Source organism: Mesorhizobium sp. dw_380 (genome assembly GCF_018588885.1).
Lineage (GTDB): Bacteria > Pseudomonadota > Alphaproteobacteria > Rhizobiales > Rhizobiaceae > Mesorhizobium.
Genome location: NZ_JAFFIW010000003.1, coordinates 284,838 through 309,128 on the forward strand (window position 1 = coordinate 284,838; position 24,291 = coordinate 309,128).

General features: G+C 63.2%; 26 protein-coding genes. 12 read left to right on the forward strand and 14 right to left on the reverse strand.

The window, feature by feature from the left end; translation table 11 throughout:
- Nucleotides 1-6 precede the first annotated feature (6 nt).
- On the forward strand, nucleotides 7-705 hold the full coding sequence (pyrF, locus tag JT360_RS04670; protein WP_250888621.1) for an orotidine-5'-phosphate decarboxylase: 699 nt from the start codon (nucleotides 7-9) through the stop codon (nucleotides 703-705).
- A 29-nt stretch (nucleotides 706-734) separates the two neighbouring features.
- A complete protein-coding gene (locus JT360_RS04675; RefSeq protein ID WP_214470374.1) occupies nucleotides 735-1,022 on the forward strand; it encodes a DUF1330 domain-containing protein in 288 nt (95 codons plus the stop codon).
- Between the two features lie 24 nt (nucleotides 1,023-1,046).
- On the opposite strand, the gene JT360_RS04680 is transcribed toward JT360_RS04675, so the two are convergent.
- Nucleotides 1,047-1,793 (reverse strand): GntR family transcriptional regulator, encoded by a 747-nt coding sequence (locus JT360_RS04680; protein WP_214470375.1) that lies wholly within the window; start codon nucleotides 1,791-1,793, stop codon nucleotides 1,047-1,049.
- Between the two features lie 149 nt (nucleotides 1,794-1,942).
- Between JT360_RS04680 and JT360_RS04685 the strand changes: the two genes are divergently transcribed.
- The 4 genes from JT360_RS04685 to JT360_RS04700 all read left to right on the forward strand — a co-directional run bounded on the left by JT360_RS04685 (nucleotide 1,943) and on the right by JT360_RS04700 (nucleotide 3,799).
- Entirely contained in the window at nucleotides 1,943-2,503 is a 561-nt protein-coding gene (locus tag JT360_RS04685; RefSeq protein ID WP_214470376.1) for an autotransporter, read from the forward strand.
- An 88-nt stretch (nucleotides 2,504-2,591) separates the two neighbouring features.
- Nucleotides 2,592-2,912, forward strand: a complete 321-nt coding sequence (locus JT360_RS04690; RefSeq protein ID WP_140551710.1) for an ArsR/SmtB family transcription factor — start codon at nucleotides 2,592-2,594, stop codon at nucleotides 2,910-2,912.
- Nucleotides 2,909-3,373: an SRPBCC family protein gene (locus tag JT360_RS04695; RefSeq protein WP_214470377.1), complete on the forward strand. Its 465-nt coding sequence runs from the start codon at nucleotides 2,909-2,911 to the stop codon at nucleotides 3,371-3,373. The genes JT360_RS04690 and JT360_RS04695 overlap by 4 nt, the downstream gene beginning before the upstream one ends.
- 12 nt (nucleotides 3,374-3,385) lie before the next feature.
- A complete protein-coding gene (locus JT360_RS04700) occupies nucleotides 3,386-3,799 on the forward strand; it encodes a GFA family protein (RefSeq protein WP_214470378.1) in 414 nt (137 codons plus the stop codon).
- A gap of 52 nt (nucleotides 3,800-3,851) precedes the next feature.
- On the opposite strand, the gene JT360_RS04705 is transcribed toward JT360_RS04700, so the two are convergent.
- The 7 genes from JT360_RS04705 to JT360_RS04735 all read right to left on the reverse strand — a co-directional run bounded on the left by JT360_RS04705 (nucleotide 3,852) and on the right by JT360_RS04735 (nucleotide 11,772).
- Entirely contained in the window at nucleotides 3,852-4,925 is a 1,074-nt protein-coding gene (locus JT360_RS04705; protein WP_214470379.1) for a D-alanine--D-alanine ligase family protein, read from the reverse strand.
- Between the two features lie 138 nt (nucleotides 4,926-5,063).
- On the reverse strand, nucleotides 5,064-5,945 hold the full coding sequence (locus tag JT360_RS04710) for an SMP-30/gluconolactonase/LRE family protein (RefSeq protein ID WP_214470380.1): 882 nt from the start codon (nucleotides 5,943-5,945) through the stop codon (nucleotides 5,064-5,066).
- The gene (locus tag JT360_RS04715; protein WP_214470381.1) at nucleotides 5,945-6,583 is read right to left on the reverse strand and encodes a 2-dehydro-3-deoxy-6-phosphogalactonate aldolase; all 639 of its coding nucleotides are present in this window, start codon (nucleotides 6,581-6,583) and stop codon (nucleotides 5,945-5,947) included. The genes JT360_RS04710 and JT360_RS04715 overlap by 1 nt, the downstream gene beginning before the upstream one ends.
- On the reverse strand, nucleotides 6,580-7,539 hold the full coding sequence (locus JT360_RS04720; protein WP_214470382.1) for a 2-dehydro-3-deoxygalactonokinase: 960 nt from the start codon (nucleotides 7,537-7,539) through the stop codon (nucleotides 6,580-6,582). The genes JT360_RS04715 and JT360_RS04720 overlap by 4 nt, the downstream gene beginning before the upstream one ends.
- Nucleotides 7,536-8,303 (reverse strand): SDR family NAD(P)-dependent oxidoreductase, encoded by a 768-nt coding sequence (locus tag JT360_RS04725; RefSeq protein WP_214470383.1) that lies wholly within the window; start codon nucleotides 8,301-8,303, stop codon nucleotides 7,536-7,538. The genes JT360_RS04720 and JT360_RS04725 overlap by 4 nt, the downstream gene beginning before the upstream one ends.
- A gap of 166 nt (nucleotides 8,304-8,469) precedes the next feature.
- Nucleotides 8,470-9,819 carry a putative bifunctional diguanylate cyclase/phosphodiesterase gene (locus JT360_RS04730; RefSeq protein ID WP_214470384.1) on the reverse strand — a complete coding sequence of 450 codons (1,350 nt, stop codon included), beginning with the start codon at nucleotides 9,817-9,819 and terminating at the stop codon, nucleotides 8,470-8,472.
- Between the two features lie 156 nt (nucleotides 9,820-9,975).
- A complete protein-coding gene (locus JT360_RS04735) occupies nucleotides 9,976-11,772 on the reverse strand; it encodes a GtrA family protein (protein ID WP_214470385.1) in 1,797 nt (598 codons plus the stop codon).
- Between the two features lie 165 nt (nucleotides 11,773-11,937).
- Here JT360_RS04735 and JT360_RS04740 point away from each other — a divergent pair, with 165 nt between their 5' ends.
- The 3 genes from JT360_RS04740 to gshB all read left to right on the forward strand — a co-directional run bounded on the left by JT360_RS04740 (nucleotide 11,938) and on the right by gshB (nucleotide 14,411).
- Nucleotides 11,938-12,939, forward strand: a complete 1,002-nt coding sequence (locus JT360_RS04740) for a glycosyltransferase (protein ID WP_214470386.1) — start codon at nucleotides 11,938-11,940, stop codon at nucleotides 12,937-12,939.
- Nucleotides 12,940-12,942: 3 nt separating this feature from the next.
- On the forward strand, nucleotides 12,943-13,317 hold the full coding sequence (locus JT360_RS04745) for a GtrA family protein (RefSeq protein WP_214470387.1): 375 nt from the start codon (nucleotides 12,943-12,945) through the stop codon (nucleotides 13,315-13,317).
- A gap of 152 nt (nucleotides 13,318-13,469) precedes the next feature.
- A complete protein-coding gene (gshB, locus tag JT360_RS04750; protein ID WP_214470388.1) occupies nucleotides 13,470-14,411 on the forward strand; it encodes a glutathione synthase in 942 nt (313 codons plus the stop codon).
- Between the two features lie 68 nt (nucleotides 14,412-14,479).
- On the opposite strand, the gene JT360_RS04755 is transcribed toward gshB, so the two are convergent.
- Both JT360_RS04755 and JT360_RS04760 read right to left on the reverse strand, forming a co-directional pair.
- Nucleotides 14,480-15,094, reverse strand: a complete 615-nt coding sequence (locus tag JT360_RS04755) for a TetR/AcrR family transcriptional regulator (RefSeq protein ID WP_214470389.1) — start codon at nucleotides 15,092-15,094, stop codon at nucleotides 14,480-14,482.
- A gap of 3 nt (nucleotides 15,095-15,097) precedes the next feature.
- Entirely contained in the window at nucleotides 15,098-15,520 is a 423-nt protein-coding gene (locus tag JT360_RS04760; protein ID WP_214470390.1) for a nuclear transport factor 2 family protein, read from the reverse strand.
- A gap of 282 nt (nucleotides 15,521-15,802) precedes the next feature.
- On the opposite strand from JT360_RS04760, the gene JT360_RS04765 reads away from it, so the two are divergent.
- A complete protein-coding gene (locus JT360_RS04765; protein WP_214470391.1) occupies nucleotides 15,803-16,405 on the forward strand; it encodes a sulfotransferase family protein in 603 nt (200 codons plus the stop codon).
- Between the two features lie 130 nt (nucleotides 16,406-16,535).
- Here JT360_RS04765 and JT360_RS04770 read toward each other — a convergent pair whose 3' ends face one another.
- Nucleotides 16,536-17,219 carry a glutathione S-transferase family protein gene (locus tag JT360_RS04770; RefSeq protein WP_214470424.1) on the reverse strand — a complete coding sequence of 228 codons (684 nt, stop codon included), beginning with the start codon at nucleotides 17,217-17,219 and terminating at the stop codon, nucleotides 16,536-16,538.
- A gap of 278 nt (nucleotides 17,220-17,497) precedes the next feature.
- Between JT360_RS04770 and JT360_RS04775 the strand changes: the two genes are divergently transcribed.
- Nucleotides 17,498-18,454, forward strand: coding sequence for a hypothetical protein (locus JT360_RS04775; protein ID WP_214470392.1), 957 nt, complete (start codon nucleotides 17,498-17,500; stop codon nucleotides 18,452-18,454).
- 37 nt (nucleotides 18,455-18,491) lie between these two features.
- On the opposite strand, the gene JT360_RS04780 is transcribed toward JT360_RS04775, so the two are convergent.
- Nucleotides 18,492-19,382, reverse strand: a complete 891-nt coding sequence (locus JT360_RS04780; protein WP_250888605.1) for a LysR family transcriptional regulator — start codon at nucleotides 19,380-19,382, stop codon at nucleotides 18,492-18,494.
- Between the two features lie 389 nt (nucleotides 19,383-19,771).
- Between JT360_RS04780 and JT360_RS04785 the strand changes: the two genes are divergently transcribed.
- Nucleotides 19,772-21,304 carry a YifB family Mg chelatase-like AAA ATPase gene (locus tag JT360_RS04785; RefSeq protein ID WP_214470393.1) on the forward strand — a complete coding sequence of 511 codons (1,533 nt, stop codon included), beginning with the start codon at nucleotides 19,772-19,774 and terminating at the stop codon, nucleotides 21,302-21,304.
- A gap of 119 nt (nucleotides 21,305-21,423) precedes the next feature.
- Here the strand turns inward: JT360_RS04785 and JT360_RS04790 are convergent, their stop codons facing one another.
- Both JT360_RS04790 and JT360_RS04795 read right to left on the reverse strand, forming a co-directional pair.
- The gene (locus JT360_RS04790; RefSeq protein WP_214470394.1) at nucleotides 21,424-21,882 is read right to left on the reverse strand and encodes a hypothetical protein; all 459 of its coding nucleotides are present in this window, start codon (nucleotides 21,880-21,882) and stop codon (nucleotides 21,424-21,426) included.
- Nucleotides 21,883-21,900: 18 nt separating this feature from the next.
- Nucleotides 21,901-24,075 (reverse strand): malate synthase G, encoded by a 2,175-nt coding sequence (locus JT360_RS04795; protein ID WP_214470395.1) that lies wholly within the window; start codon nucleotides 24,073-24,075, stop codon nucleotides 21,901-21,903.
- Nucleotides 24,076-24,291 lie beyond the last annotated feature (216 nt).

Genomic DNA, 24,291 nt, shown 5'->3' on the forward strand with positions numbered 1-24,291 from the left:
GCAACCATGCAGGCCCAATCCATGCAGGAAAGATTGATCGTCGGCCTTGACGTGCCGACCGTGAAAGAAGCCGAGCAGGCGGTGCGCGAGCTCGACGGCATCGTCTCCTTCTACAAGATCGGTTATCAGCTGGCCTTCGCCGGTGGATTGGACTTCGCCAGGGAACTGGCCAGCGGCGGAACCAAGGTCTTCCTCGACATGAAGCTGCTCGACATCGACCACACGGTTGCGAAGGGCGTCGAGAACATCGTCAAGATGGGCATGACCATGCTGACCATCCACGCCTATCCAAAGGCGATGCAGGCGGCGGTGGAAGCGGCCAGGGACAGCGAGCTTTGCCTGCTGGCGGTCAGCGTGCTGACCTCGATGGACGAGCAGGACGTGATCGACGCGGGCTATGAATATGACCCGCATACGCTGGTGCTGCGGCGCTCGGAACAGGCGCTGCATGCCGGCATGGGCGGCATCGTCTGCTCGGCCGCGGAAGCCGAAGCAGTGCGCCGCATAGTTGGACCCGACATGGCGGTGGTGACGCCCGGCATCCGGCCGGCGGGAAGCGACCATGGCGACCAGAAGCGCGTGGTGACGCCGGCCCAAGCCATACGCAACGGCGCCAGCCATCTCGTCGTCGGCCGGCCGATCGTCGCGGCAAGCGACAGGCGCGCCGCGGCGGAAGCGATCCTTGACGAAATGCGCTCTGCATAGTTTCCAAAGACAGCTTCGGAGAAGAAAGCATGCCCAAGGGATATTGGATCGCCCGCGTCGATGTGCGTGACGCGGAAGGTTACAAGGACTACGTCGCCGCGGCCAAACCCGCCTTCGAGCGGTTCGGCGCGAAATTCCTGGCGCGCGGCGGCGAGCATGAAAAGGCCGAAGGGCCGGGCCGCGCCCGCAATGTCATCATCGAGTTTCCGTCGCTCGCCGCCGCGCGCGACTGCTATCATTCGCCGGAATATCAGCGCGCGGTCGCCATCCGCCAGAAGGTCGCCGACGGCGAGATCGTGCTGGTGGAAGGCATCTGAGATCTATTCCGGTCTTTCAGTGCTTCAGACGAAATCCTGCAGGTTCGCGTCCCGCAGCTTGGCGCCGCCAAGTAGGGCTCCGACCAACTGGTGCTTGAGGGCAAGGCACTGCGAGCGGGCAAGTCTTGCGATGCCCGGGGCGTCGCTCTTTTCGCAAGCCTGCAGCAGCTGTTTCTGCTGTTCGATGATCAGCGGCATGAAATCGCGCGACTTGAAGCCGAGATGGAGCGTCCGTTCCGACTGATCGAGGATCTGGTTGAGCAGCTGTGCCAGCCGCAAATTGCCGGAAAGCTCGGCAATCGCCAGGCGGAAGGCGCGGTCGGCAGCCAGGAACGCAACGGGACTGCGCAGCGTCTCGGGCTTCAGCACCTTTCTGGCCGCCAGCCTGATCTCCTCCAGCCCGCGCTCGGTGATCACAGAGGTGGCGACCCTGAACACTTCCGGTTCGATCAGGCTACGGACGTCGAAGATCTCGTTGACGTCGCGCAAGGTGAGCGTGGTGATGACATAGCCACGGCGCGGCTCGCTCCTGACCAGTCCCTCCTGCATGAGGCGGGCGAGCGCCGAGCGGATCGTCGCCTTCTTGATGCCGTAGCGGGCCTCGATCTGTTTCTCGGTCAGCGCTTCACCAGGCGACAGAACACAGGCGACGATATCGCTCTTCAACTGTTCGTAGGCCTGTTCGCTGCGCAGCACATCCGCCGTCGACAGCGCCGTCGTCCCGCCTGGGGACGTGGTCGATTTCGACGGCGCGGCTTTTGTCGACTTCATGCTTCTCTCGCTTTTAGCGCCTGGCTGCTCGAACATGATCTCGACCTTTCGGGGCCATGCTCTGGCCCGCGGTTGACGCCGGCATCGGCATTGGCTAGCGTTGGACGGCTTAGATACCTTTGCTGAGCATCTCAGAAAGGAGTTGTGGAATGCCCCTATCCGCCGAGTCTCCTCTCTACCCCGCCATCAAGGATATCGTCAACGCGGCGGCAGGCCCCGATCCCTTTGAGCAGGTCAAGGCCGTCCTGAGCGACTATACCAATCGCTTCCACGCGCTCGGCAGACTGGTTCACGAGGAAGAGGACGACGAACTGCTGCTGCACGCAAGCCCGAAGCTGACGATCTACCACATCACGCTCTCGCCCGGCGTGCAGTATCCGCCGCACAACCATTTGATGGATGCGTTGATCGGCATCTATCGGGGCGGCGAGACCAATTTCATCTACCCGCTGGCGGGCGATCGGGTCGACGAACCGGAGCGGCAGGATTTTGCGGCGCCGGCGCTGGTGCACATGTCCTCCAATACCATTCACTCGGTCGCCAACACCGGCAACGCCCGCTCCGGGGCTCTGCATGTCTATCTGGGTGATCTGCCGGGCACCGATCGCCAGCTGTGGAGCCTGGCAGACCACCGGCCGGAGCCGTTCGACAACGTCAGGTACATGGCCGGCGCTCGGCCCATCGAGCAATCGACGTCCGAATCCGAATAGCGCATCGAACATTTGCGAAGCAGCACAATTGACGATTGACATGCAGGTATTTACCTGCATATTGTGACCTCACAACAGAGTGAGGCCTATGGACGCCGACAAGGTTTTCAAAGCGCTGGGCGACCCGACACGCAGAAGGCTGCTTGACCTTCTGTGCGAGAAGAACGGGCAGACGCTCGGCCAGCTTTGCGAACATCTGGACATGGCAAGGCAATCCGCCACCCAGCACATCGACCTCCTGGAGGCGGCCAACCTGGTGAGCACGGTCAAGCGCGGCCGCGAAAAGCTGCACTTCATCAACCCGGTGCCGCTGCACGAGGTCTACGAGCGCTGGGTGCGGAAATTCGAACGGCAGCGGCTCAGCCTGCTGCACGACCTGAAACAAGAACTCGAAGGAGAGGACCAATGACCAGAGAGACGACCAGTTTTGTCTACGTGACCTATATTCGCTCGACGCCGCAGAAGGTGTTCGAAGCCATAACCAGGCCCGACATCGCGCGCCGCTACTGGGGCCATGAGAACGTCTCCGACTGGAAGGCGGGATCGAAATGGGAACATATCCGCGCCAATGACGAACGCACCATCGAACTGGTCGGCAAGGTCGTCGAAATCTCGCCGCCGACCCGACTGGTGATGACTTGGGCGAACGCCTCGCAGGCCGACGACCCGTCGAAATACAGCCGGGTGACGTTCGGCATCGAGGAATACGACACCATGGTGCGGCTGACCGTAACCCATGACGAACTCGAAGCCGGCAGCGGCATGGCGAAAGGCGTCAGCCAAGGCTGGCCGGCAGTGCTGTCCAGCATGAAATCCTTCCTCGAAACTGGCAGCGGCATCGATATTTTCGCCAAGCCGAAATCGGCCTGACTCGGGGTGACAATGACTAAGCACTATAGAGGCGGATGTGCGTGCGGCGCGATCCGCTATGAAACGAGCTGCGAGCCGGTCTTCGAGAACCACTGCCAATGCCGCGACTGCCAGAAACGAAGTGGCACGGGGCATGGGTCCTATCTGACCTTTCAGCGGGCGGATGTGACAACCACGGCCGAAACGAACACCTGGCGTTTAGCGAGTGACAGCGGGAACGAAAAGGTGCACGCCTTCTGCCCGACCTGTGGAACGCCGGTCTATCTGACGAACGTCGCAATGCCGGATCTGATCGCGGTGAACGCGACCAGCCTTGACGACCCCGGCCAATTCAACCCGCAGGTGGTCACATATGCCATCCGCGGCCATGCCTGGGACACGATCGATCCATCATTGAAGACATTCGATCGCATGCCGCACGGATAGTTCCGGAACGGCGGCACCGTCGACAGCTGCGGGTAGGCTTGGAGCGCGCCGTTTAGACGCGACGGTCCGGGCCGGACAGCCGGCTGGCGGCGGTTTCCGCCATGGCGTCTGCAAGCTCCAGGCCCCATTGCTGGCGGCAATAGGCGCGGAAGTCGAAGCAAGGCAGGCCGGGACAGACCTCGAATTCGATGAGATGGATCGTGTCGTCGGCTTCGACCCGCAGGTCGATGGAAAAGACGTCGCGCAGGCCAAGCCCGCTCATCAGCCGCCCGGCGATCGCACGAACCCTGGCATCGGCGGCCGGCTGGATATCGGCAACCGCGACAAGTTCCGGTTCGGTATAATGTCCTGCCGATTTCGCCGCCTCGCCGGTTTCGCCGTAGAGCGCGAGGCTGTCCGCCATGGTCTGGAAATCGGCGCCTGAATCGACATAGGCGACGCCGAGCGCCTCGACCCCGACTTGCGGCGTCAGCCCGAGGAAGCTGGCGCGCACGTTGCGGCCGGCGACATAGGGCTGCACGACGACATCGTCGCGATAGGCGGCGAAAACACGCCGGCTAAGCTCCAGTGCGTGGCCGAGATCATCGCTGCGCGAATCCGGCCATATGCCGATCTTGGCGCCGAGCCGGTTGGGCTTGACGAACCAGCCGGCGGCCGAGGCCGGCGGCTTGACCAGCCATTTTCCATCGCGGGCAAGGCCGGCCCGCGGCACCGGCAGGCCGAGCGCGCCAAGCACGGCGCCGGAGCGGAACTTGTCCTGGCAGAGCGCGAATAGCGAATCATCGGCGCCGATCGTCTTGAACCCACCCAGTCTTGCCAAAGCGGGGGCCGCGCCGCCACGGAAATAGGCGATGCCGTCGGTCAGCGTCCAGACCAGCGTCGTGCCGGGATCCTCGCCGGCGAGTGCCTTTGCGGCATCGTCGAGCAGAACCGGCGCGAAAGACAGGCCGCGCGCCCGGCAAGCGCCGGCAAGCATGTCGAACTCTTGGGCGAGGTCCGTCGACTGCGCCAAATAGAAGGCGATTTCGGCGGCGCGCTCGGGCGCATGACCGTCGGCGACCAGACGGTCGACGCAGGCCCTTTCCGGCTCATGGACGAGGATCAGTCTTGGCGTGCGGCTCGACATGAAACGAACGGTCTCCGGCGCTGCGATCGCCTACCATCGCACGGCCGGCGCAAACGGCTTTCGCGAAACCGACCCGGGCCGGGCGCCTGCGTGACAGCGCCAATGCGCGATAGGGGAGGCCGTTGCGAACGCCCTTGTTCAGGCGATCAGCACGCGCGGCTCGAAGCGGCCGTTGACGGGAATGTCGAGCACAAAGGTCATACCTCCCTGCAGATCCAGCAGGCGCTGCTTCTCGCTCTTGCCCGACCAGGCGGAGGTGACCGCCAGCCGGTCGGCATTCTTGCCGATGAAGGCCGGACAGGACGGTTGCGTCACCGGCATGGCGACCGAGCGGACGAGCTTGCCGTCGGGCCCATAGGCTTCGACGACGCTGCCGCCCCAGACGGCGTTCCACAGGATGCCGTCGCGGTCGAGCACTGAACCGTCGATATAACCCTTGGCCGAACGGTGATCGACGAATATCTTCGGCTCGCCGATGGGCAGGCCGGTGGCCGGATCGCAGTCGACGCGCATTAACAGTCCGGTCGAGGTGTCGGTGTAGTGGGCGAGCGCGCCATCCTGCGAAAAGCAGATCGAGTTCGACACGGTGATATCCGGGAACAGCTTGCGCAATTCTCCCTTGAAGAACCAGTAGATCGAACCGGCGCCCTTCTCCTCCTTCTTGCCCATGGTGCCGACCCAGAAGGCGCCACAGGGATGGACGCGCGAATCGTTCGAGCGCGTGACCGGATTGTCGGCTTCGATCGGCGTGTGCAGCGTCATCTTGCCGGTCGCTGCGTCGCGGACATAGAGGCCGGTCTCGGCGGCGATGAGCTGGCGCTTGTCGTCGATGACGGCGATGGCGCTCGCCATCCGGCCAAGCTCGTGAACGGTCGTCGCGCCGCCAGACAGGGGCTTCTGCAGAAGCTGGCCGTTGACGATGTCGAACCAATAGAGAGTGTCGGTCGCGGGATCGTAGCTCGGCCCTTCGCCGAGCTGGCAGACATGGTCGGAAAAAACGGAAACGATCGCTTCGCTCATCATGCTTCCCCGAACGCTGCATCCCAGGCCACGACGGCGGCGTGGGCCCGCGCGGCCACCTCATCGACGCTCATGCCCGGTTTGAACAGACTGGAGCCAAGGCCGAAGACGGTGACGCCAACCGCCTTGTAGCCGGCAAAGTCCGTCTCCGAGACACCGCCGACGGCGCCGACCAATGTCTGCGCCGGCAGCACCGCCCGGATGGCGGAAATGCCTGAAGCACCGAGCACGCTGGCCGGGAAGAATTTCAGCGCCGAGGCGCCAAGCCGGATCGCCTGGAAGGCCTCGGTGGGCGTGAACACACCCGGCATGGTGACCATGCCGTAATGCATGGCGCGGGCCATCACGTCGGCGTCGATGTTGGGGCTGACCAGCAGCCGCCCGCCGGCCTTGTGCAAGCCGTCGACATCGGCCGGCGTCAGCACGGTGCCGGCGCCGACCAGGGCTGACTTCGGCAGCACTTCGACAATCCGGGCGATCGACGAGAACGGCTCGGGTGAATTGAGCGGCACCTCGATCGCCTCGATGCCGGCATCGAACAGCGCCTGCCCCATGGCAATCGCCTCGGCGGGCTTCAGGCCGCGCAGGATGGCGACCAGCCCGCGCTTGAGCTTCGGGAAGGCTGCGGTCTCAGTCATGCCAAGGCTCCGGTTCTGGCGATCATGCCGTTCTCGCGCGCGGCCTCGACAAGGCCGGCCCGCACCGCTTCATCCGCGTCGACGGCACGGAAGGCAAGTCCTGCAAGCTCGAGTGCAGCCGAATAGAGCGAAGCGAGCGAGCCGGAAGCGATCAGCACGACCGGCGCATCGCCGGCGCCATAGCGGCGCTTCGCGGAGGCGATCTCGCCGCCGATCAAAAGCCCGGACAGGCAGGCCGCCGCGTCCTGCGACTTCAGGTCCTGCAACAGCCCGGCGGCGCGGATGGCAAACAGCTTCGACGTGACATCGCCGCCCTCGTCAAGCGCCCGTTCGCACCATTGCCGGAAGAACGGACTGTCCACCGCCACCGGAGCCGGATGCTCGCCCAGCGAATGCTTGAGGATCGAATGTGCGGCCAGCACCGAAAACAATTCGCCGGTCGGCCATGTGCCGAAGCCGGCAACCGCGCCATCCTCGACCACGACCCATTTCGAGTGCGTGCCCGGCATGCAGGCGAGATGCCGCCCCTTTGCCGGCAAACCAGCGCCGGCAAGCTGTGTTTCCTCACCGCGCATGACGTCGGGCGCGTCGGCCAGACGCTGGGCGAGGCCCGGCACGATGCGGATGTCGCGGCGCTCGCCTTCGATGCGGGCCGCGCCGCGCAGGATGGCGCCGATCGGCGCCGGCACGCTCACATAGGGCGCCTCGATCCAGCCCTGACGAGAGCCGGCCATGCCGCAGATGATGACGGGCAACGCGTCAGGCGCGCCCATGGCGGCCAGGTGGCTTTCCAGCACGTTCGAAAACCCTTTTTCGCGCGCGGTGATCAGGCCGTCATCGCCGCGGCGTTCCGCAAGCAGCTTGCCGCTGCCGTCGATCAGCCATGCCCGAAGCCGGGTCGTGCCCCAATCGAGCGCTGCTACTGCTGGAACATTGCTGGCAAAACCTGGGCTCACAGGAAGCCTCCATCGACGATCAGCATCTGCGCGGTCAGCATGCGCGAGGCATCCGAGGCCAGGAACAGCACCGTGCCGACCATGTCGTCCGGCCGCATGACGTCCTTGATGCACTGCTTGGCGACATGGGCGGCAAGCGCCTGTTCGGTCACCCAGCGTTCCTGCTGCCGTTCGGTGATCACCCAGCCGGGCGCGACGGCGTTGACGCGGATGCGGTCGGGCCCAAGCTTGCCCGCCAGGCCCTTGGTGAGGCCGAGGATGCCCGCCTTGGCGGCGGTGTAGGCCGGCATGTCGGGATGGTTGATCAGATAGGATGTCGAGGTGAAGTTGATGATCGAGCCGCCGCCGGCCCGCTTCATGCCCGGCGCCACCGCTTGCGCGGTGAAGAAATGCGGCCTGAGATTGATCGCCTGGTTGTTGTCCCAGAACTCCACCGTCACGTCCTCGACGGCGTGGCGTTCGTCCCAGGCGGCATTGTTGATCAGCACCGTGACGTCGCCATGCGCCTCGGCCGCCTTGGCCGCCGAGGCCCGCAGCGCCTCGACATCGCGCAGATCGGTCTTGAGGTAGAGCGGCCGGCGGCCAAATTCTTTCTCGATGCGGTCGGCAAGCGCGGTGCTGGGCTCATCGGCGATGTCGATGAAGGCGACATTGGCGCCCTGGCGCACAAACCCCTCGGTCAGGGCCGCGCCGATCCCGGAGCCGCCGCCGGTGATCAGCACCGAGGCTCCCTTGAGGTCGGCAAAATCCGCCGATGGCATCATGTCTTTTTTACTCCGCGCTTAACCGGCGCGCATCCTAGCCAGAGAAGCCGGGCGGGCAAGGGCGAAACGTCGGATTTTGCGGGCTTATGTCAGACAAAACGACAATGCGCCGCACGCGACGGCTGGAGCGGCATGATCGGAACGCTGATTGCCTCGTGGTCGCCGGTCAGATCGCCTTGGCGCGCAGTGCGCCGCGGAACGAGTCCCGGAGATAGCCGAGCGTGGCGTCGGCATCGACCGGTTTGCCGAACAGATAGCCTTGCCCGCCGGCGCAGCCGAACTGGACCAGCCGGTCGGCCTGCGCCTCCTCTTCGATGCCTTCGGCGACCACATCCATGCCGAGCCCCTCGCACATGGCGAGAATAGCGCGGATGATGTGTTCGGACGGACGGTCGTCGAGAATGGAAGAGACGAAGGCGCGGTCGATCTTGAGCTTGTCGAAATGGAATTCGCGCAGGCGGCCGAGCGAGGACTGGCCGGTGCCGAAATCGTCAAGCGAGACGCGGATGCCGACGCGGCGCAGATCCTCGACGATTTGCGCCGCCGATGCCGGGTCGTTCATCAGGCCGGTCTCGGTGATCTCGATTTCCAGCCGGCGCGGATCGAAGCCGGTTCGGTCGAGGATCGCCAGTATGTGCAGGCCGGTGTTCTGGTCGACGAGCTGCGAGGGCGACAGGTTGAAGGACAGGAACAGGTCCTTCGGCCAGCTCCTTGCCGCCTCGGTCGCCTTGCGCAGCACCAGCTGCGACAGCGGGCCGATGATGCCGCGCTCCTCGGCGATGGGAATGAAGACCGTCGGCGGAACCGCGCCAAGGTCGCGATCGGTCCAGCGCGCCAGCGTCTCGAAACCGATGGTGCGGCGGGTGGTGAGGTCGACGATGGGCTGGAAATGCGGTTCCACCTCGCCGGCCGAGACGGCGCGGCGCAGCGCCTGCTCGATGCGGGTGACGCGCTTGGCCGCCTCTTCCATCTCGCGGGTGTAGACGACGACCCGGCCGCGGCCGGAACGCTTGGCGTGGTAGAGCGCCGTTTCGGCCTTGTTGATGAGGATTTCGGTGGTCTCGTCGCCGGAATAGAACAGCGAGCAGCCGACCGAGGCCGAGAGCCTGGCGGTGCGTTCGCCGACATCGTAAGGCGCCGACAGGATCTCGATCAGCATGCGGGATTTTTCCGCCGCCGCCTCCTCGCTGAACACCAGCGGATAGAGGAAGGCGAATTCGTCGGCGCCGATGCGGCAGACCGTCGAGTGGTTATCCATCGAGGCGCGCAGCCGCATGGCCACCTGGATCAGGATGTCGTCACCGGCCTTGTGGCCGAACAGATCGTTGATCGGCTTGAAGCCGTCGAGGTCGAGAATGCCGACGGTGAAGGGTGCGGGATCGTCGGCACGGTCGCTGATCAGGCGATCGACCTTGTCGAAGAAGCGGCGATGATTGCCAAGCCCGGTCAACGGATCGGTGAAGGCCAGATCCGTGCTCTCCCTGTTTGCCTGACCGGTGCCAAACGGAGCTTGCATCGGTGTCCCTGTTTTTTGACGTCGGAATTTATGATCGAGACTGGCAGCAAACCCTTTAGGAAACGTATCCTGAAAATCGATTTTTTCGCGGCCAAATGCATTGCGTCCGCGAAGGTGTCCGTAGCGCTTGAAAAGCCTTCGCCTTTACGCGGATTCTTAGCCGGTGGGCCGGACGCGATAGAGTTCCAGCGCGGCGCCACGGGTTTCCTCCACCGGCTCCAGCCATTCCGGCAGGCTCCCGCGCATCAGCCCGGCGAGAAAACCGTCCGGCGCCCTGGAGGCGAACAGCCGGCTCTCCGGGTTGCCGCGGCAGAGCGCGACAAGGCCGACATGATGGCTTTCAACGATGGCTTTCGCCTCGGCGGCAGAACCCAGCAGGGCATCGAACACCAGCAGGTTTCCGGCGACGTTGCGATGATACGGCCCGGCGAACACGCGATGGCCGGTGAAGGCGAGGATCGGCGAGCCGAGATTGGAGACGGCAAGGACCGTGGTGGCGGGCATGCCGCCAAGTGCCGCGAATGAAGCTTTGCTGTTGCAGGGTGCATCGATGCCGGCGTCCGTGGCGGGTGCACCGGTTTCGAAGGCGCTCGATGCCGCTTGAGCGGCGCCCGACCAGATCGCATTCACCGAGATCAACCAGGCCGCGGCCATCCTGAGCACCGAACCGCTGGACGGGCTGGTCTCGGCCTGCTGCCGCCATTTGGCGATCCAGGCCGAAAGCGGGATCACCGCAAACGCAATCGAGAAGGTCGAGCCGCGCACTTCCCAGGCGCTGACCAGGACCGCCATCACCAGCAGGGCGCCGACGAGGCTGTCCTGCCGCCGCCAGCCGCCTCGGCTGAAGCGAAGCGCCATCAGGATGATCGCCACCAATGGCGTGGCAAAGCGCGCCACGACCCTGGCCGGATTATCGGAGACCAGCTGAACGATGGACTGCGCCTCCTCGATATAACCGAGCCACATCTGCTGCAGGCGCGGGTCGAGATTGGCATAGGGCGCCGCCAGGCATTGCGGGAACAAGAGCACGACGACGACAGCGATGCCCGCGGCAAGCAGACCGAGCGAGACCAGGCGCCGGGCGGGCGTGGCGTTGGCGGCCCTCAAAGACGTGATAACAGCCAAACCGGCACCGGCAAGCCCGGTGACGGCGAACTGCACGACCGAGAATGTGTCGCACTGGGCCTGGCCCCAGGACGACATGGGGATGGTGGTGACGAAGACGAGAGCCGAGGCGCCGGCGACGCCGAGGCCGAAATTCCTGGCGATCTCCCTTTCGCCGTCACGATTGCCAAGAAACAGCATGGCGACGACGGCACCGAGGGCGCCGGCATAGGGCGCGCTTTCCATGCCGATGGCCAAGGCCAGCGTGGCGCAGATGCCGGCGACAAAGGCGGCCGGCCGGCGCGTGAGCGCTTCAAGCAGCAGAGCGAGGCTGGCCAGCGTCAGCACCAGCTGGACATTGTGATGATCGAGCGAACCGGGGGAAAAAATGCCGATATAATACAAGGCTGCCCCGCCGACGACGGCAGCAGGCAGCACCGCGCGCGCGTCGGCGAAAGCACGCGCGGCGCGGATGACGAAGAAGATCGCGATAAAGAACTGCAGCGCAGGCCAGAGGATTTGCACGATTTGTTCGGCCAAAGCGGTGCTGCCCGTCAGGGCCGACATGGCAAGGATGCTCAGCGCCAGCGGCGCATCGAGCAGACGCGACCAGTGCATGACGAAGCCGCCCTCCAGCCCCATCCTGTACTGGTGCAGGTCGAACCAGCCCTGGCCGCCCATGAGGTCGCGGACTTCTACCAGTTGCAGCAGGCTGTCATTGTCACCGGCCGGGTTGGCCAGCTGCGGGAATCCGGCATGGGCATTGATGGCCAGCAGCAGCAAGGCGGCAAGCAGCGCGAATGCGATATCGGACCTCCAGGTGGAGGTTCCGTCCCTTGCTATGCCCATCCCGATCGCCCCTGGCGGGAATGCCGGAACCTTTTCAGGCCAATCGACACTCATGAAGTCGGTCTTAAACCTAGCCTTAACGGCTTCAATAAATAGTAAAACCGCCTGAACGAGGCCGGTTTCCGGCGCGCGGCCGCGTGGCCGGCAAGGCATTCGGAGACGAAAATGCCGCAAGACATCCGACACGAACCTGTCATCGCCGTGCTCCTGCCTTGCTACAATGAGGAGCCGACCATCGCCGAGGTGGTGCGGCGGTTCCGTGAAACGCTGCCGGCGGCAACCATCTACGTCTACGACAACAATTCGAAGGACCTGACCGCCCTGCGCGCCCGTGCGGCCGGCGCCATCGTCGTTCGCGAGCCACGCCAGGGCAAGGGCAATGTGGTGCGCCGCATGTTCGCCGACATCGACGCCGACATCTATCTGATGGCCGATGGCGACGGCACCTATGCGCCCGAGGATGCGCCGGAGCTGATCAACACGCTGTTGACGGAGCGCTGCGACATGGTGGTCGGCACCAGGCGCGGCATCACCGACGATGCCGGCCGGGCCGGCCATGCCTTCGGCAACCGCGTCTTCAACAGCCTCTACAAATGGCTGTTCGGCAGTGATTTCACCGACATCTTCTCCGGCTACCGCGTCTTCACAAGGCGTTTCGTCAAGAGCTTTCCCGCCGTCTCCGGCGGTTTCGAGATCGAGACCGAAATGTCGGTGCACGCCTCGCAGCTCAAACTGCCGGTCAGCGAAATCGCGCTCGACTATGGCAGGCGGCCCGAGGGCTCGTCGTCGAAGCTGTCGACCTGGCACGATGGCGCCAAAATCCTCTGGATGTTCACCATGCTGATGAAGGAGACGCAACCGCTGCGCTTTTTCGGCGCCTTTTCGCTGTTCTTCCTGGCCTCGAGCCTGTTCCTGATGGCGCCGGTGCTGGTCGAGTTCGCCGAGACCGGCCTGGTGCCGCGCATACCGACCTGGGTGCTGTCGGTCGGCCTGCTGCTCTTGTCGATGCTGGCGGCGGTCACCGGGCTGATCCTCGATTCCGTCTCGCGCGGCCGTGCCGAACAGAAACGTATCTTCTACCTTTCCATGCCTTCAGGGCGCGTCGAGCGACGCACTGGCGAGGTGGTGCAAAAGCCGCAACCGGGCAAGACCCCGCGCGCGGCCTGAACGATGCAACGCCTCGTCCGGTTTGTCTTCGCCGGCGGCATCGGTTTCGTCGCCGATGCGGCGGCACTCTGGCTGCTGCTGGCGGTCACGCCGTTTGGGCCTTTCGCCGCCCGCGCGCTCTCGATCGGCTTCGCGCTCTGCGTCACCTGGCAGATCAACCGGCATTTGACCTTCTCGCCGTCGCGCCGCGGCATCGCACAGGAAAGCGCCCGCTATGGCGGCGTCGGCATCGCCACCAGCGTCGTCAACTATCTCGTCTATTCCGCCATCCTGCTCGCGCTGCCCTCGACACCGCCTCTGGCCGCCCTTGCCGTCGCTTCGCTGACCGCCATGGCGCTGTCCTTCCTCGGCTATTCCAGGCTGGTCTTTGACCGTTAATGCATGTCGCCCAAAAGTGGTTTTGGGAACACGACATGCAGAGAACAAAGGCCTAAAGCGCGCCGTATGGACGCGCTTTAGGCCGCTGGCCCGATTGGCAGAAGGCGCCGGGACCCTTATATCGCTCTCGTCGCTTGCGTTGGGGACCTGCCATGAAGCTGAAAATCGCCGTCCAGATGGACCACATCTCCACCGTGTCGATCGCCGGCGACACTTCGTTCGCGCTGTCGCTGGAAGCGCAGCGGCGCGGCCACCAGCTTTTCCACTACACGCCCGACCGGCTGTCGCTGCGCGACGGCAAGGTGTTTGCCCGCGTCGAGGAGATGCAGGTGCGCGACGAGAAGGGCAGCCACTATTTTCTGGGCGAGAAGGTGCGCACCGACCTCTCGGAGATGGATGTGATCCTGTTGCGCCAGGATCCGCCCTTCGACATGAACTACATCACCACCACGCATATCCTCGAACGCATCCATCCGGGAACGTTGGTCGTCAACGACCCGGCCTGGGTGCGCAACAGTCCGGAAAAGATCTTCGTCACCGAATTCCCAGACCTGATGCCGGACACGCTCATCACCAAGGATCCGCTCGAAGTCGCAGCCTTCCGCAAGGAGTTCGGCGATATCATCATCAAGCCGCTCTACGGCAATGGCGGCGCCGGCATCTTCCATCTGCTCGAGGGCGACCGCAACCTTGCCTCGCTGCTCGAAATGTTCGGCCAGATGTTCCGCGAGCCCTATATCGTGCAGCGCTATCTCAAGGACGTGCGCAAGGGCGACAAACGCATCATCCTGATCGACGGCGAGCCGGCCGGCGCCATCAACCGCGTGCCGGCCGAGCATGATTCCCGCTCCAACATGCATGTCGGCGGCCGCGCCGAGAAGACCGAGTTGACGGAACGCGAGCGCGAGATCTGCGCCCGCATCGGGCCCTCGCTGAAGGAGCGCGGTTTCATCCTGGTCGGCATCGACGTCATCGGCGACTACATGACCGAGATCAACGTGACCTCGCCGACCGGCGTGCGCGAAGTCCAGCGCTTCGGCGGCGCCGACATTGCCAGCCTGTTCTGGGATGCGGTTGAAGCGAAGCGGCGGTAGACCGCTCCGCCACGGCGAAAGCTGCCGAGCCAGGATATGTGCCCTGGCGCGACCCGGGCATACGCCGATCAGTCGTGCCGTTTCTGCGCCGCGGTGACCAGTGTCCGGATGGCCCAGCGCTTGACTTCGCGCGCTTCGACATCGTCCAGCTGCAAGACGTCCTTGCACACGACCATGGCCTCGGGCCCCAGGATGAGCGCCAGCGTCTTTGCCAGCCTGTCGAGGTCTTCCGGGTCGTACCGACCGCGGGCGGGCTCGAGCGCCGCTTCGATCAGCGGTGTGCGGCGGTTCTGGCGGGCGGGGAGATCGCCATCGTCGACAGTTCGGTTCCGCCGCTCGATGGACTGCGCAAGCATTGCACGGAGCGGGGCCTCATTGGCGAGTATCATGTCATGCAACGCTCGATCGGCGCGCTCTACGCGCGCCACTGGATCGATCGACGACTCATTGCCGAACAACTCTTCGGCTCCCGGCACAGCGATGTCGATGGAGGCTTCCAGAAGCAGCGCCTCGATGCTCGGGAAGTAGCGGTAGGCGGTGGCCCGTGAGACCAGCGCCTCTGCCGCGACATCTTCCAGCGCCGGCTGGCGACCCTGTTTCATCAGCCGTGTCGCGGCCTCAAGCAGGTCCTTGCGGGTTCGCCGCCGCTGGTTCGGCCGTCCCGCCTTGCCCACTCCAGTCATTGATCAGTCCTGTGGCAGTTGCTGAATAATTGCTGCGAGGTCGAGCCAGACGTTTTCCCGCCTGATATTGCCTTGATCGTTGAACTCTATGACATGCAGCAGCCGGAACTCCAAAGGGCGATCGCGGCCTTCAAGGCCAAAGGGACGTCCCGGCGCGCGGCCCCGCCATAACGACTCATCGACGAGGAAGCCGTCGCCGTAGAGCCGCCGAACGCGTTTGATGGAGCTTTCGGCGAGATCCGAGAACGTGGCCTCATAGAAGGCGCGGGCTTCATCCCGTCCATGGGAAGGGCCGAAAGGCCAGCCGACGACGTCATGCTCGACATCGTCGGATAGTGTTCGCAACACGCCTTCGACATCGTCGCTGGCCTCGAAACCGAAATGCTCGTCGATCTTCCGATCCATGTCCTTGGAGGTAAGGGTCATCTTGATACTCGCTGTTTTCGTTGGGAATTGATGGGTGATGCTGGCGGCCTGCGCCGCAGCGAATGATTGTTTGATCGGTAGGACCGGTCGAACGCGTGCTTCATAATGAGACCTAAATCTCATTGCAATAAAAATCTTATCACTAGATTTCTTTCATCATTGGACATGCTATCGGGGCGCGCCCGGATGCGCGTTAGCGTGACCCGGCCAACGCCTCGTCTGGCAATTTGGAAGGAGCAATGGTAATTTTCGGGAGTTTGGAGCACACCTCGGGGGAGGCTCATGGCTTTGGACGTGATAGGAGCGGGTATGGGCCGCACTGGCACGTACTCTCTGAAGCTCGCCTTGGAGCAGCTTGGATTCGGACCGTGCCATCACATGGCTGAAGTCCTTCGCGACTCCGAGCAAAAGGCGCTCTGGCGTGCCGCTGGTAAAGGAAAGCTCCCCAATTGGGACGTGGCCCTCGCAGGCTACCGCTCCGCGGTCGATTGGCCAACCGCGCACTTCTGGCGGGAATTGAGTGCCTACTATTCGGACGCGAAGGTGATCCTCACCGTTCGCGATCCAGGGCAGTGGTACAAAAGCATGATCCAAACGATATGGCTCACTTGGGATGCCGTCACCAATGATCCAGAGTCTTTTGGCATGGCGGTTGTTGGAAACGGTGTCTTTGGCGGGCGCTTTGACGAGCGTGATCATGCCATCGCGATTTATGAGGCGCACAACAAGGCAGTAAGAAAGGCAGTGGCATCGGAACGCCTGCTTGTCTATGACGTCTCCGAAGGGTGGTCGCCGCTATGCGCCTTTCTGGATGTACCGCTGCCTTCCGAGCCGTTCCCACGCACCAATTCGACTGCCGAATTTCGCGCCCGTATCGGGCAATGAAGGTCGGCGATCCACCTTTTGCCGTCGTCTGCAATTATGAAGATATGGCGGGCTCGTCCGCATTGATCTGCACCCGACGCTGACATTGCACTATTAGGCGGCCGACAGCAGAAGCTGCCGGCGGCACAGGTCATACGATAGCTATCTCGTTTTGCGGGAACATGGCGCGACGTGATTCAGTATCGAGCTCAGCCTTGAATGTATGCTTCGTCTTCATCGCCAAGGCGTGCTGGACGGCAGGGCGTTCGGTCACTTCATCCATGAAGCGTATGACGTTGGGATAGTCGCCAAGACCTTTCGCGCCGAATACATATCCGGCCGAGGCGGCCCAACCCCAAAGCGCCATGTCCGCAATCGTGTACTCGTCGCCCGCCAGGTATCGGGCCTGCCCAAGGCGATGGTCCAGAACTGCGTAGTGGCGCTCGACTTCCTTCACGTAACGATTTTTCGCATAGGCGATATCTTCCGGCGCGTAGTGGAGGAAGTGGATCGCCTGGCCGGAAAACGGCGACAGGCCCGTTGCCACGAACTGCAGCCATGACAGCATGACAGCCCTATTCTTCAGTTCGCTGGGAATGAATCTTCCGTGCTTCTCGGCGAGGTAGAGGAGGATGGCATGCGAGTCGAATATCGTCACATCGCCGTCCACCATCGCCGGAACCTTGCCGTTTGGATTGATCTCCCTGAATTCAGGTGCGTGCTGTTCGCCTTTGAAGATATCGACCGGCGAGATGTCGAAGGGCAATTCCAGTTCTTGCAGCAACACCGCCACCTTCATCGAATTCGGCGTGGCATGAAAATACAGATTGAGCATTTTTTCTGTCTCATCGTTGAACATCTACCCAGACCGCCCGATTGGCCGTCTGCTGATGTTGAAATCAGAACATGCTGGCTTGCGCACCAACGCGCCAATCGATCTTGCGGATTGGTGGCATCGAGCCCGTTCATGGCAGGCGGGCGATGGGGTGGGTGGATTTAAGCAAGCGCCAGACCCATGAACACGATCGATTCGTCCGATCGTGAGGGGCGATTTCTCAAGGCGCGCGCGGGGTTCTAGAGCGGTGACATCAACCGATCGAAAAGGAACCAATCATGATCTCTCGCTCTCTAATGGCTGGCGCGGCCGCCATGGCTTTCTTCATCGCGTCGCCATCGATGGCCGACAGCACGGCCCAGGGAATTTCATTCACCTCCGACCAGAGTTATCCGGAAAGTGTCACGTGGTCGGCAAGGCAGGACAGCTTTATGGTCGGCTCGGTGCGTCATGGCCTGGTGGCCAAGGTCGATCAAGCCGGGAAGTACACGGAGTTCGTCCACGACGCGAAACTGATTTCAACGGCGGGCCTGCTCGTCGACGACAAGCGCAATATGCTTTGGGTGACGAACTCCGACCCGGGCGTCGGCGATCGCACCAATGCGGTGACCCAGGGCAAACTTGCGGGAGTTGCCAAATATGATGCCACGACCGGCCAGCCTCTTGCCTACTATGATCTCGGCAGCCTCAGCGAAGGCACGCATTTTGCCAATGATATCGCGCTCGACGCCGACGGAAACGCTTATGTGACCGACAGCTTTGCCCCGATCGTCTACCGGATCGATAAGGCGGGCAAGGCGACGATCTTTGCACGGGACCCGCGCTTCAAGGATGGCGATGGCTTCAATCTGAATGGCATCGCCTGGCACAAGGACGGCTATCTGCTCGTGGGCAAATACAATACGGGTGAACTGTTTCGCGTCAGCATCGCCGATCCCGGCAAGATCGAGCTGGTGAAACTGCCGGAGCCCCTGACCGGTGCCGACGGCATTCAGCTGATCGATGACCAGCATCTCGTCGTCGTGCAGAACCTTGGCGCCGATCGTACCGTCGAACTGGTTTCCGCCGACGGGTGGGCATCGGCAACGATCGTCCGGCAGGAGCGCAGCATCATGTCGATGCCGACGGCCGCGGCGATCCTGGGCGACGACATCTACGTGCTGAACTCGCGGCTCGACACGCTGTTCGATCCCGCTGCCGGCAAGGTCGGTGACTACCTGCTTCAGAAGTTCTGATTGCGCGACATACGGTGGCCGGAATGGCGTCCGGCCACTACTCCTCGTGAGCGTCGCGCACGCTTTGCATCACCAGTTTGCGCAGCCACATATGGGCTGGGTCGCTGCGCATCCGCGGGTGCCAGAACAGGTTCATGGCGAACGGCGAGAGCTCCAAGGGGGCTTCGAACAGATCGAGGACCTGAGCGAAGCGCTTCAGGAAACGCCGGGGCAGGGTGCAGATCAGATCGCTGTTCGCCAGAACGAGGGGAGCCAGGGCGTAGCTCTGGATGGAGACCGTCACGTTGCGCTCGCGGCCAATCTCGGCAAGCGCGTTGTCGATCATGCCTGCAAAATGGCCGCCGCTTGTCGAAATCAGCAGATGGTCGAGGGCACAGAATTCGTCCAGGGTGATTGGTCCCTTGCCGCGCGGATGGCCGTGCCGCTGGGCCGTGACGAATTCCTCTTCGAACAATTTTTGCCCGATCAGACCACTCGAACCGTCTTCCGCGGCTCCGATGAAGAGGTCGATTTCACCTTCCTCCAGATGCTCGACGATCCTCGGCTTGTCGGGCACCGTAAAGGCGACCTTCGCGTTGGGAGCTTGGGATTTGAACCGCGGAATGAGGTCCGGAGCCAGGATCGCCGCCGGATTGTCCGTTGCGGCAATGCGATAGACACGTTTGCTTGTCGCAGGGTCGAACAAATGGGCGGTATTGACGAAATCGCTCAACCGTTCGAGCAGCCGCGTGAGTTCGGCCTCAAGTGCCAGGGCGTGAGGCGTCGGGGTCATTCCCCGTCCGGAGGCCGCCGTGGTGAAGAGTGGATCGTTCAGCAATTGACGCAGCCGCGTCAGGCGGGCCGACAAGGCCGATTGGGTGATGTTCAATCTCGACGCCGCATGGGTGACGTTCTGGTGCTTCAACAGCACATCAAGTGTCAGCAGCAAGCCAATGTCGAAATCCGATAATCGTTGTGTCAATGGGACCTCGCAAGAGCAGGCGCTATTCAACCGAAGCGATCTCTAGCACGGCTCCCCTGTTTGCCGAGCATGAGGTTGCAGTCAAACTTGCGATGGCTTCCAGCCTGATCCTGTCGTTGGCTGCTTCCAACATCCAGCGGGCCTTGTTCTCCTGACGTCGTGCTATGAGGCCAAGCGGCCGTAACCCGTTTTCATTTTGTCTTAACCATGTTCCGTCTTTGCAACCAGACGCGATACGGCTGCAACCAAAGCGATTGCCTGTTCCCGTAATGTTCTTGATTTGACCGGGGAATTGTGATTGTCTCCCCGAAGGGCCATTCTTGGCCAATCGCAGGGGTTGCGGCCGGGGGCAAGACATGGTGGCGCGGGTTCGTACGGTCGCTTTCCAGGGCATCGAGGCCGTGCCGGTCGACGTGCAGGTGATGATCGCGCCCGGCAAGGTCAACATGCATATCGTCGGCCTGCCTGACAAGGCGGTGGCCGAAAGCCGGGAGCGGGTGCAGGCGGCACTGCATGCGTCGGGCCTGTCGATGCCGTCAAAGAAGGTGACGGTCAACCTGGCGCCCGCCGACCTGCCCAAGGAAGGCAGCCACTACGACTTGCCGATCGCGCTTGGCCTGATGGCCGCCCTTGGCGCCATTCCGGGCGACATGCTGGCCGGCTATGTCGTGCTCGGCGAATTGTCGCTCGATGGGACGATTACCGCAGTCGCCGGTGCCTTGCCGGCGGCGATCGGCGCCAATGCCGAAGGCAAGGGCCTGATCTGCCCATTCGCCTGCGGCCCGGAAGCGGCCTGGGCCGGCAAGGATTTCGACATTCTGGCACCGCGCAGCCTGATTGCCATCGCCAATCATTTCCGCGGCACGCAGGTGCTGTCGCGACCGGAGGCCGGCATCCATGCCTCGGCGCGCGACCTGCCTGATCTCGCCGACATCAAGGGCCAGGAGACCGCCAAGCGGGCGCTGGAAGTGGCCGCGGCCGGTGGGCACAATCTCTTGATGATCGGCCCTCCGGGTTCGGGAAAATCGATGCTGGCGCAGCGGCTCCCATCGATCCTGCCGCCGCTGGCGCCGAAGGAATTGCTCGAAGTCTCGATGATCGCCTCGGTGGCCGGAGAGCTTGGCGAAGGCAAATTGACCGACCGGCGGCCGTTCCGCGCGCCGCATCATTCGGCCTCGATGGCGGCGATGGTCGGCGGCGGCGTACGCGCGCGGCCGGGCGAGGTGTCGCTGGCGCATCACGGCGTGCTGTTCCTCGATGAGTTTCCCGAATTCACGCCGCAGACGCTCGACGCGCTGCGCCAGCCGCTGGAGACAGGCGACTGCATGATCGCGCGCGCCAACCATCGCGTCACCTACCCGGCGCGCATCCAGCTGGTGGCGGCGATGAACCCGTGCCGCTGCGGCATGGCCGGCGAGCCGGGCTATCGCTGCCTGCGCGGCGAGCGCTGCCGCACCGACTACCAGGCGCGCATCTCAGGCCCGCTGCTCGACCGCATCGACCTCAGGATCGAAGTGCCGGCGGTCTCGGCCAGCGACCTGATTAGGCCCGACCGGGCGGAGAAGAGTGCTGATGTGGCGCTGCGCGTGGCCCGCGCGCGCACCCTGCAGCGCGAACGTTTCGAGCGGCTCGGCGTCACAACCGCCACCACCAACGCGCATTGCGCGCCGGCGGTGATCGAAGAGATCGCCATGCCCGACGCATCAGGCCTGTCGCTGCTCAAGGATGCCAGCGAAAAGCTCGCCTTTTCGGCGCGCGCCTATCACCGGATACTGAAAGTGGCGCGGACGCTGGCCGACCTCGACGCCAGCGAGACCGTCGGCCGCATCCACCTGGCCGAGGCGATTTCCTATCGCATGAGTTCGGAGCGGATGGCGCAGGCAGCGTGACGGCGCCAAGTCGGTCTACGCGATGTCGCTGCCCTGTTTCAGCTGCCCTTCTATTCCTGCCGACAAGACCGATCTCTTGGTGCGATCTGTTGCCTGGACTGCTTTATCCCGCTTGGCTATCAGCTTCGCGACGGCCAAAACACAGCGTTTCTTACCGACCCCTCCAGAAACAAAAGAAGCATCCTGTTCGAGTTCGTCGCCTCCAACTTCTTTAGATAGGCATATGTAAAGATTGCAACGCGACCAAAATCCGGGCCGATTACTTGACAAAGGCGCCAGGAGCGCATCGCCAAACTCGTTCCTTCTTCCTCGAAATTCGAAACGCCTATTGAGATCGCGTTGCCGTTGCTCAGTTTTTCAATGTTGGTCAGATTGATGCTGGTGAGCAGCGAGCCGGCATCCGTAAGCAACTGGTTCGGCCCAGCCCGGAAAGTGGTGACGTTCAAGCGAAGTGTCCCGGTGTCGGGTCCGTCCTCATAGAACATACCCCCATCCTCGGCTTCGTATTCCTCAATCCAAACGTATGGAATCTCAAAGGTGATCAATCCGCCGCGATATTCGATCTTCTTGGTCTTCATCCGGCAGGGTTTCCCTGATCAGAATCCAGGCTGTTTCGCCTTCAGCTCCAGCCGCCGCGCGTGCAGGACCGGCTCGGTGTAGCCGTTGGGCTGGCTCGTGCCCTTGAACACCAGGTCGCAGGCGGCCTGGAAGGCGATGGACTTGTCGAAATCCGGCGCCATCGGCCGGTAGAGCGGGTCGCCGACATTCTGCCGATCGACGATGGCCGCCATGCGCTGCAGGGAATCCCGCACCTGGATTTCCGAGCACACCTTGTGGCGCAGCCAGTTGGCGATGTGCTGCGAGGAGATGCGCAGCGTGGCGCGGTCTTCCATCAGGCCGACATCGTTGATGTCGGGCACCTTGGAGCAGCCGACGCCCTGGTCGATCCAGCGCACGACATAGCCCAGAATGCCCTGCGCGTTGTTGTCGAGTTCGCGCTGGATCTCGTCGGGAGTCCAGTTCGGCCGCACGGCCACCGGCACCGACAATATGTCGTCGAGTTTCGCCTTCGGGCGGCTCTTCAGCGCCGCCTGCACCGCGTGGACATCGACCTTGTGGTAGTGCGTGGCATGCAGCGTCGCCGCCGTCGGCGACGGCACCCAGGCGGTGTTGGCACCGGCCTTGGGATGGGCGATCTTCTCAACCAGCATCGCCGCCATCAGATCGGGCATCGCCCACATGCCCTTGCCGATCTGGGCGTGGCCGGCCAGCCCGCATTCGAGCCCGGTGTCGACATTCCACGCCTCATAGGCGGAAATCCAGGCGGCCTGCTTCATGTCGCCCTTGCGGATCATCGGGCCGGCTTCCATCGAGGTGTGGATCTCGTCGCCGGTGCGGTCGAGGAAGCCGGTGTTGATGAACGCCACGCGATCTTTTGCGGCGCGGATCGCCTCCTTGAGGTTGACGGTGGTGCGCCGCTCCTCGTCCATGATGCCCATCTTGATGGTATTCCCGGGCATGCCGAGCAGCGCCTCGACACGATCAAAAATCTCGACGGCGAAGGCGACTTCGTCGGGCCCGTGCATCTTGGGCTTCACGACATACATCGAGCCGGCGCGGGAATTGGCGCGCCGCCCGTTCGGGCCGACATCGTGCAGCGCGATCAGCGCGGTGATCGCGGCGTCCATGATGCCTTCCGGCACCTCGTTGCCGTCGCGGTCCAGGATCGCCGGATTGGTCATCAGGTGGCCGACATTCCTGACCAGCATCAGCGAGCGGCCGGGCACGGTCAGCGTGCCGCCGGCCGGCGCCGTATAGGCGCGATCCGGATTGAGCTTGCGGACGAAACTCTTGCCGCCCTTGGTGATCTCTTCCGCCAGATCGCCCTTCATCAGGCCGAGCCAGTTGCGGTAGACGACGACCTTGTCCTGCGCATCCACCGCCGCGACAGAATCCTCGCAGTCCTGGATAGTGGTCAGCGCCGATTCCAGGATGACGTCAGCAATGCCCGCCGGATCGGTGCGGCCGATCTGGTTGGCGCGGTCGATCACGATCTCGACATGCAGGCCATTTTTCACCAGCAGCACGGCTTGCGGGTTGGCGGCGTCGCCGCGATAGCCGACGAATTGTTTGGGATCGGCAAGCGGAGTGACGCCGGCGCCCTCACCCAGTTTCAGCGCGCCGTGCGCCACCGACAGGCCATTGACGCCAGCCCATTTTCCGGTGGTCAGCGGCACCGACTGGTCGAGAAAGTCCTTGGCCCAGGCGATGACCTTGGCGCCACGCGCCGGGTTGAAGCCCTTACCCTTTTCGGCGCCATCCGTTTCGGGGATGGCGTCGGTGCCGTAGAGCGCATCGTAGAGCGAGCCCCAGCGTGCATTGGCGGCGTTGAGCGCATAGCGCGCATTCATCACCGGCACCACCAATTGCGGACCGGCGACATCGGCGATTTCCGGATCGACATTGTCCGTCGACACATTGAAGGCCGGCCCCTCCGGGACGAGATAGCCGATCTCGTTCAGGAAGGCCTTGTAGGCTTCCATATCGACCGGTGCGCCATTGTCGCGATACCAGCCGTCGAGCTGTTCCTGCATGGCGTCGCGTTTCTCGAGCAACGCCCGGTTCTTCGGTGCGAGGTCGTGGACGATGGCCGAAAAGCCGTTCCAGAAGGCGGCTGCTTCGATGCCGGTGCCGGGCAAGGCCTCGCCGGCCACAAAATCATGCAGCTCGCGGGCAATCCGCAATCCGGCGATCTCGACGCGATCGGTCATAAGCTTTGTCTCCAGACGAAAGGCTCGGGCGCGCCTTTGGCATGTCAGCCTTGCAGGGTCAATTCGGCTTAAGGTGAAGGGGGCATTTAGGCAAGGTTTGGCGACTAAAGCGTCCTTCTCCCCGTTTACGGGGAGAAGATGGCGGCAGCCAGATGAGGGGCGGCGCAGAGTTACGTGAAATGGCGGTACGCCGAAATCGCGTTGGCCAGCGGTGCC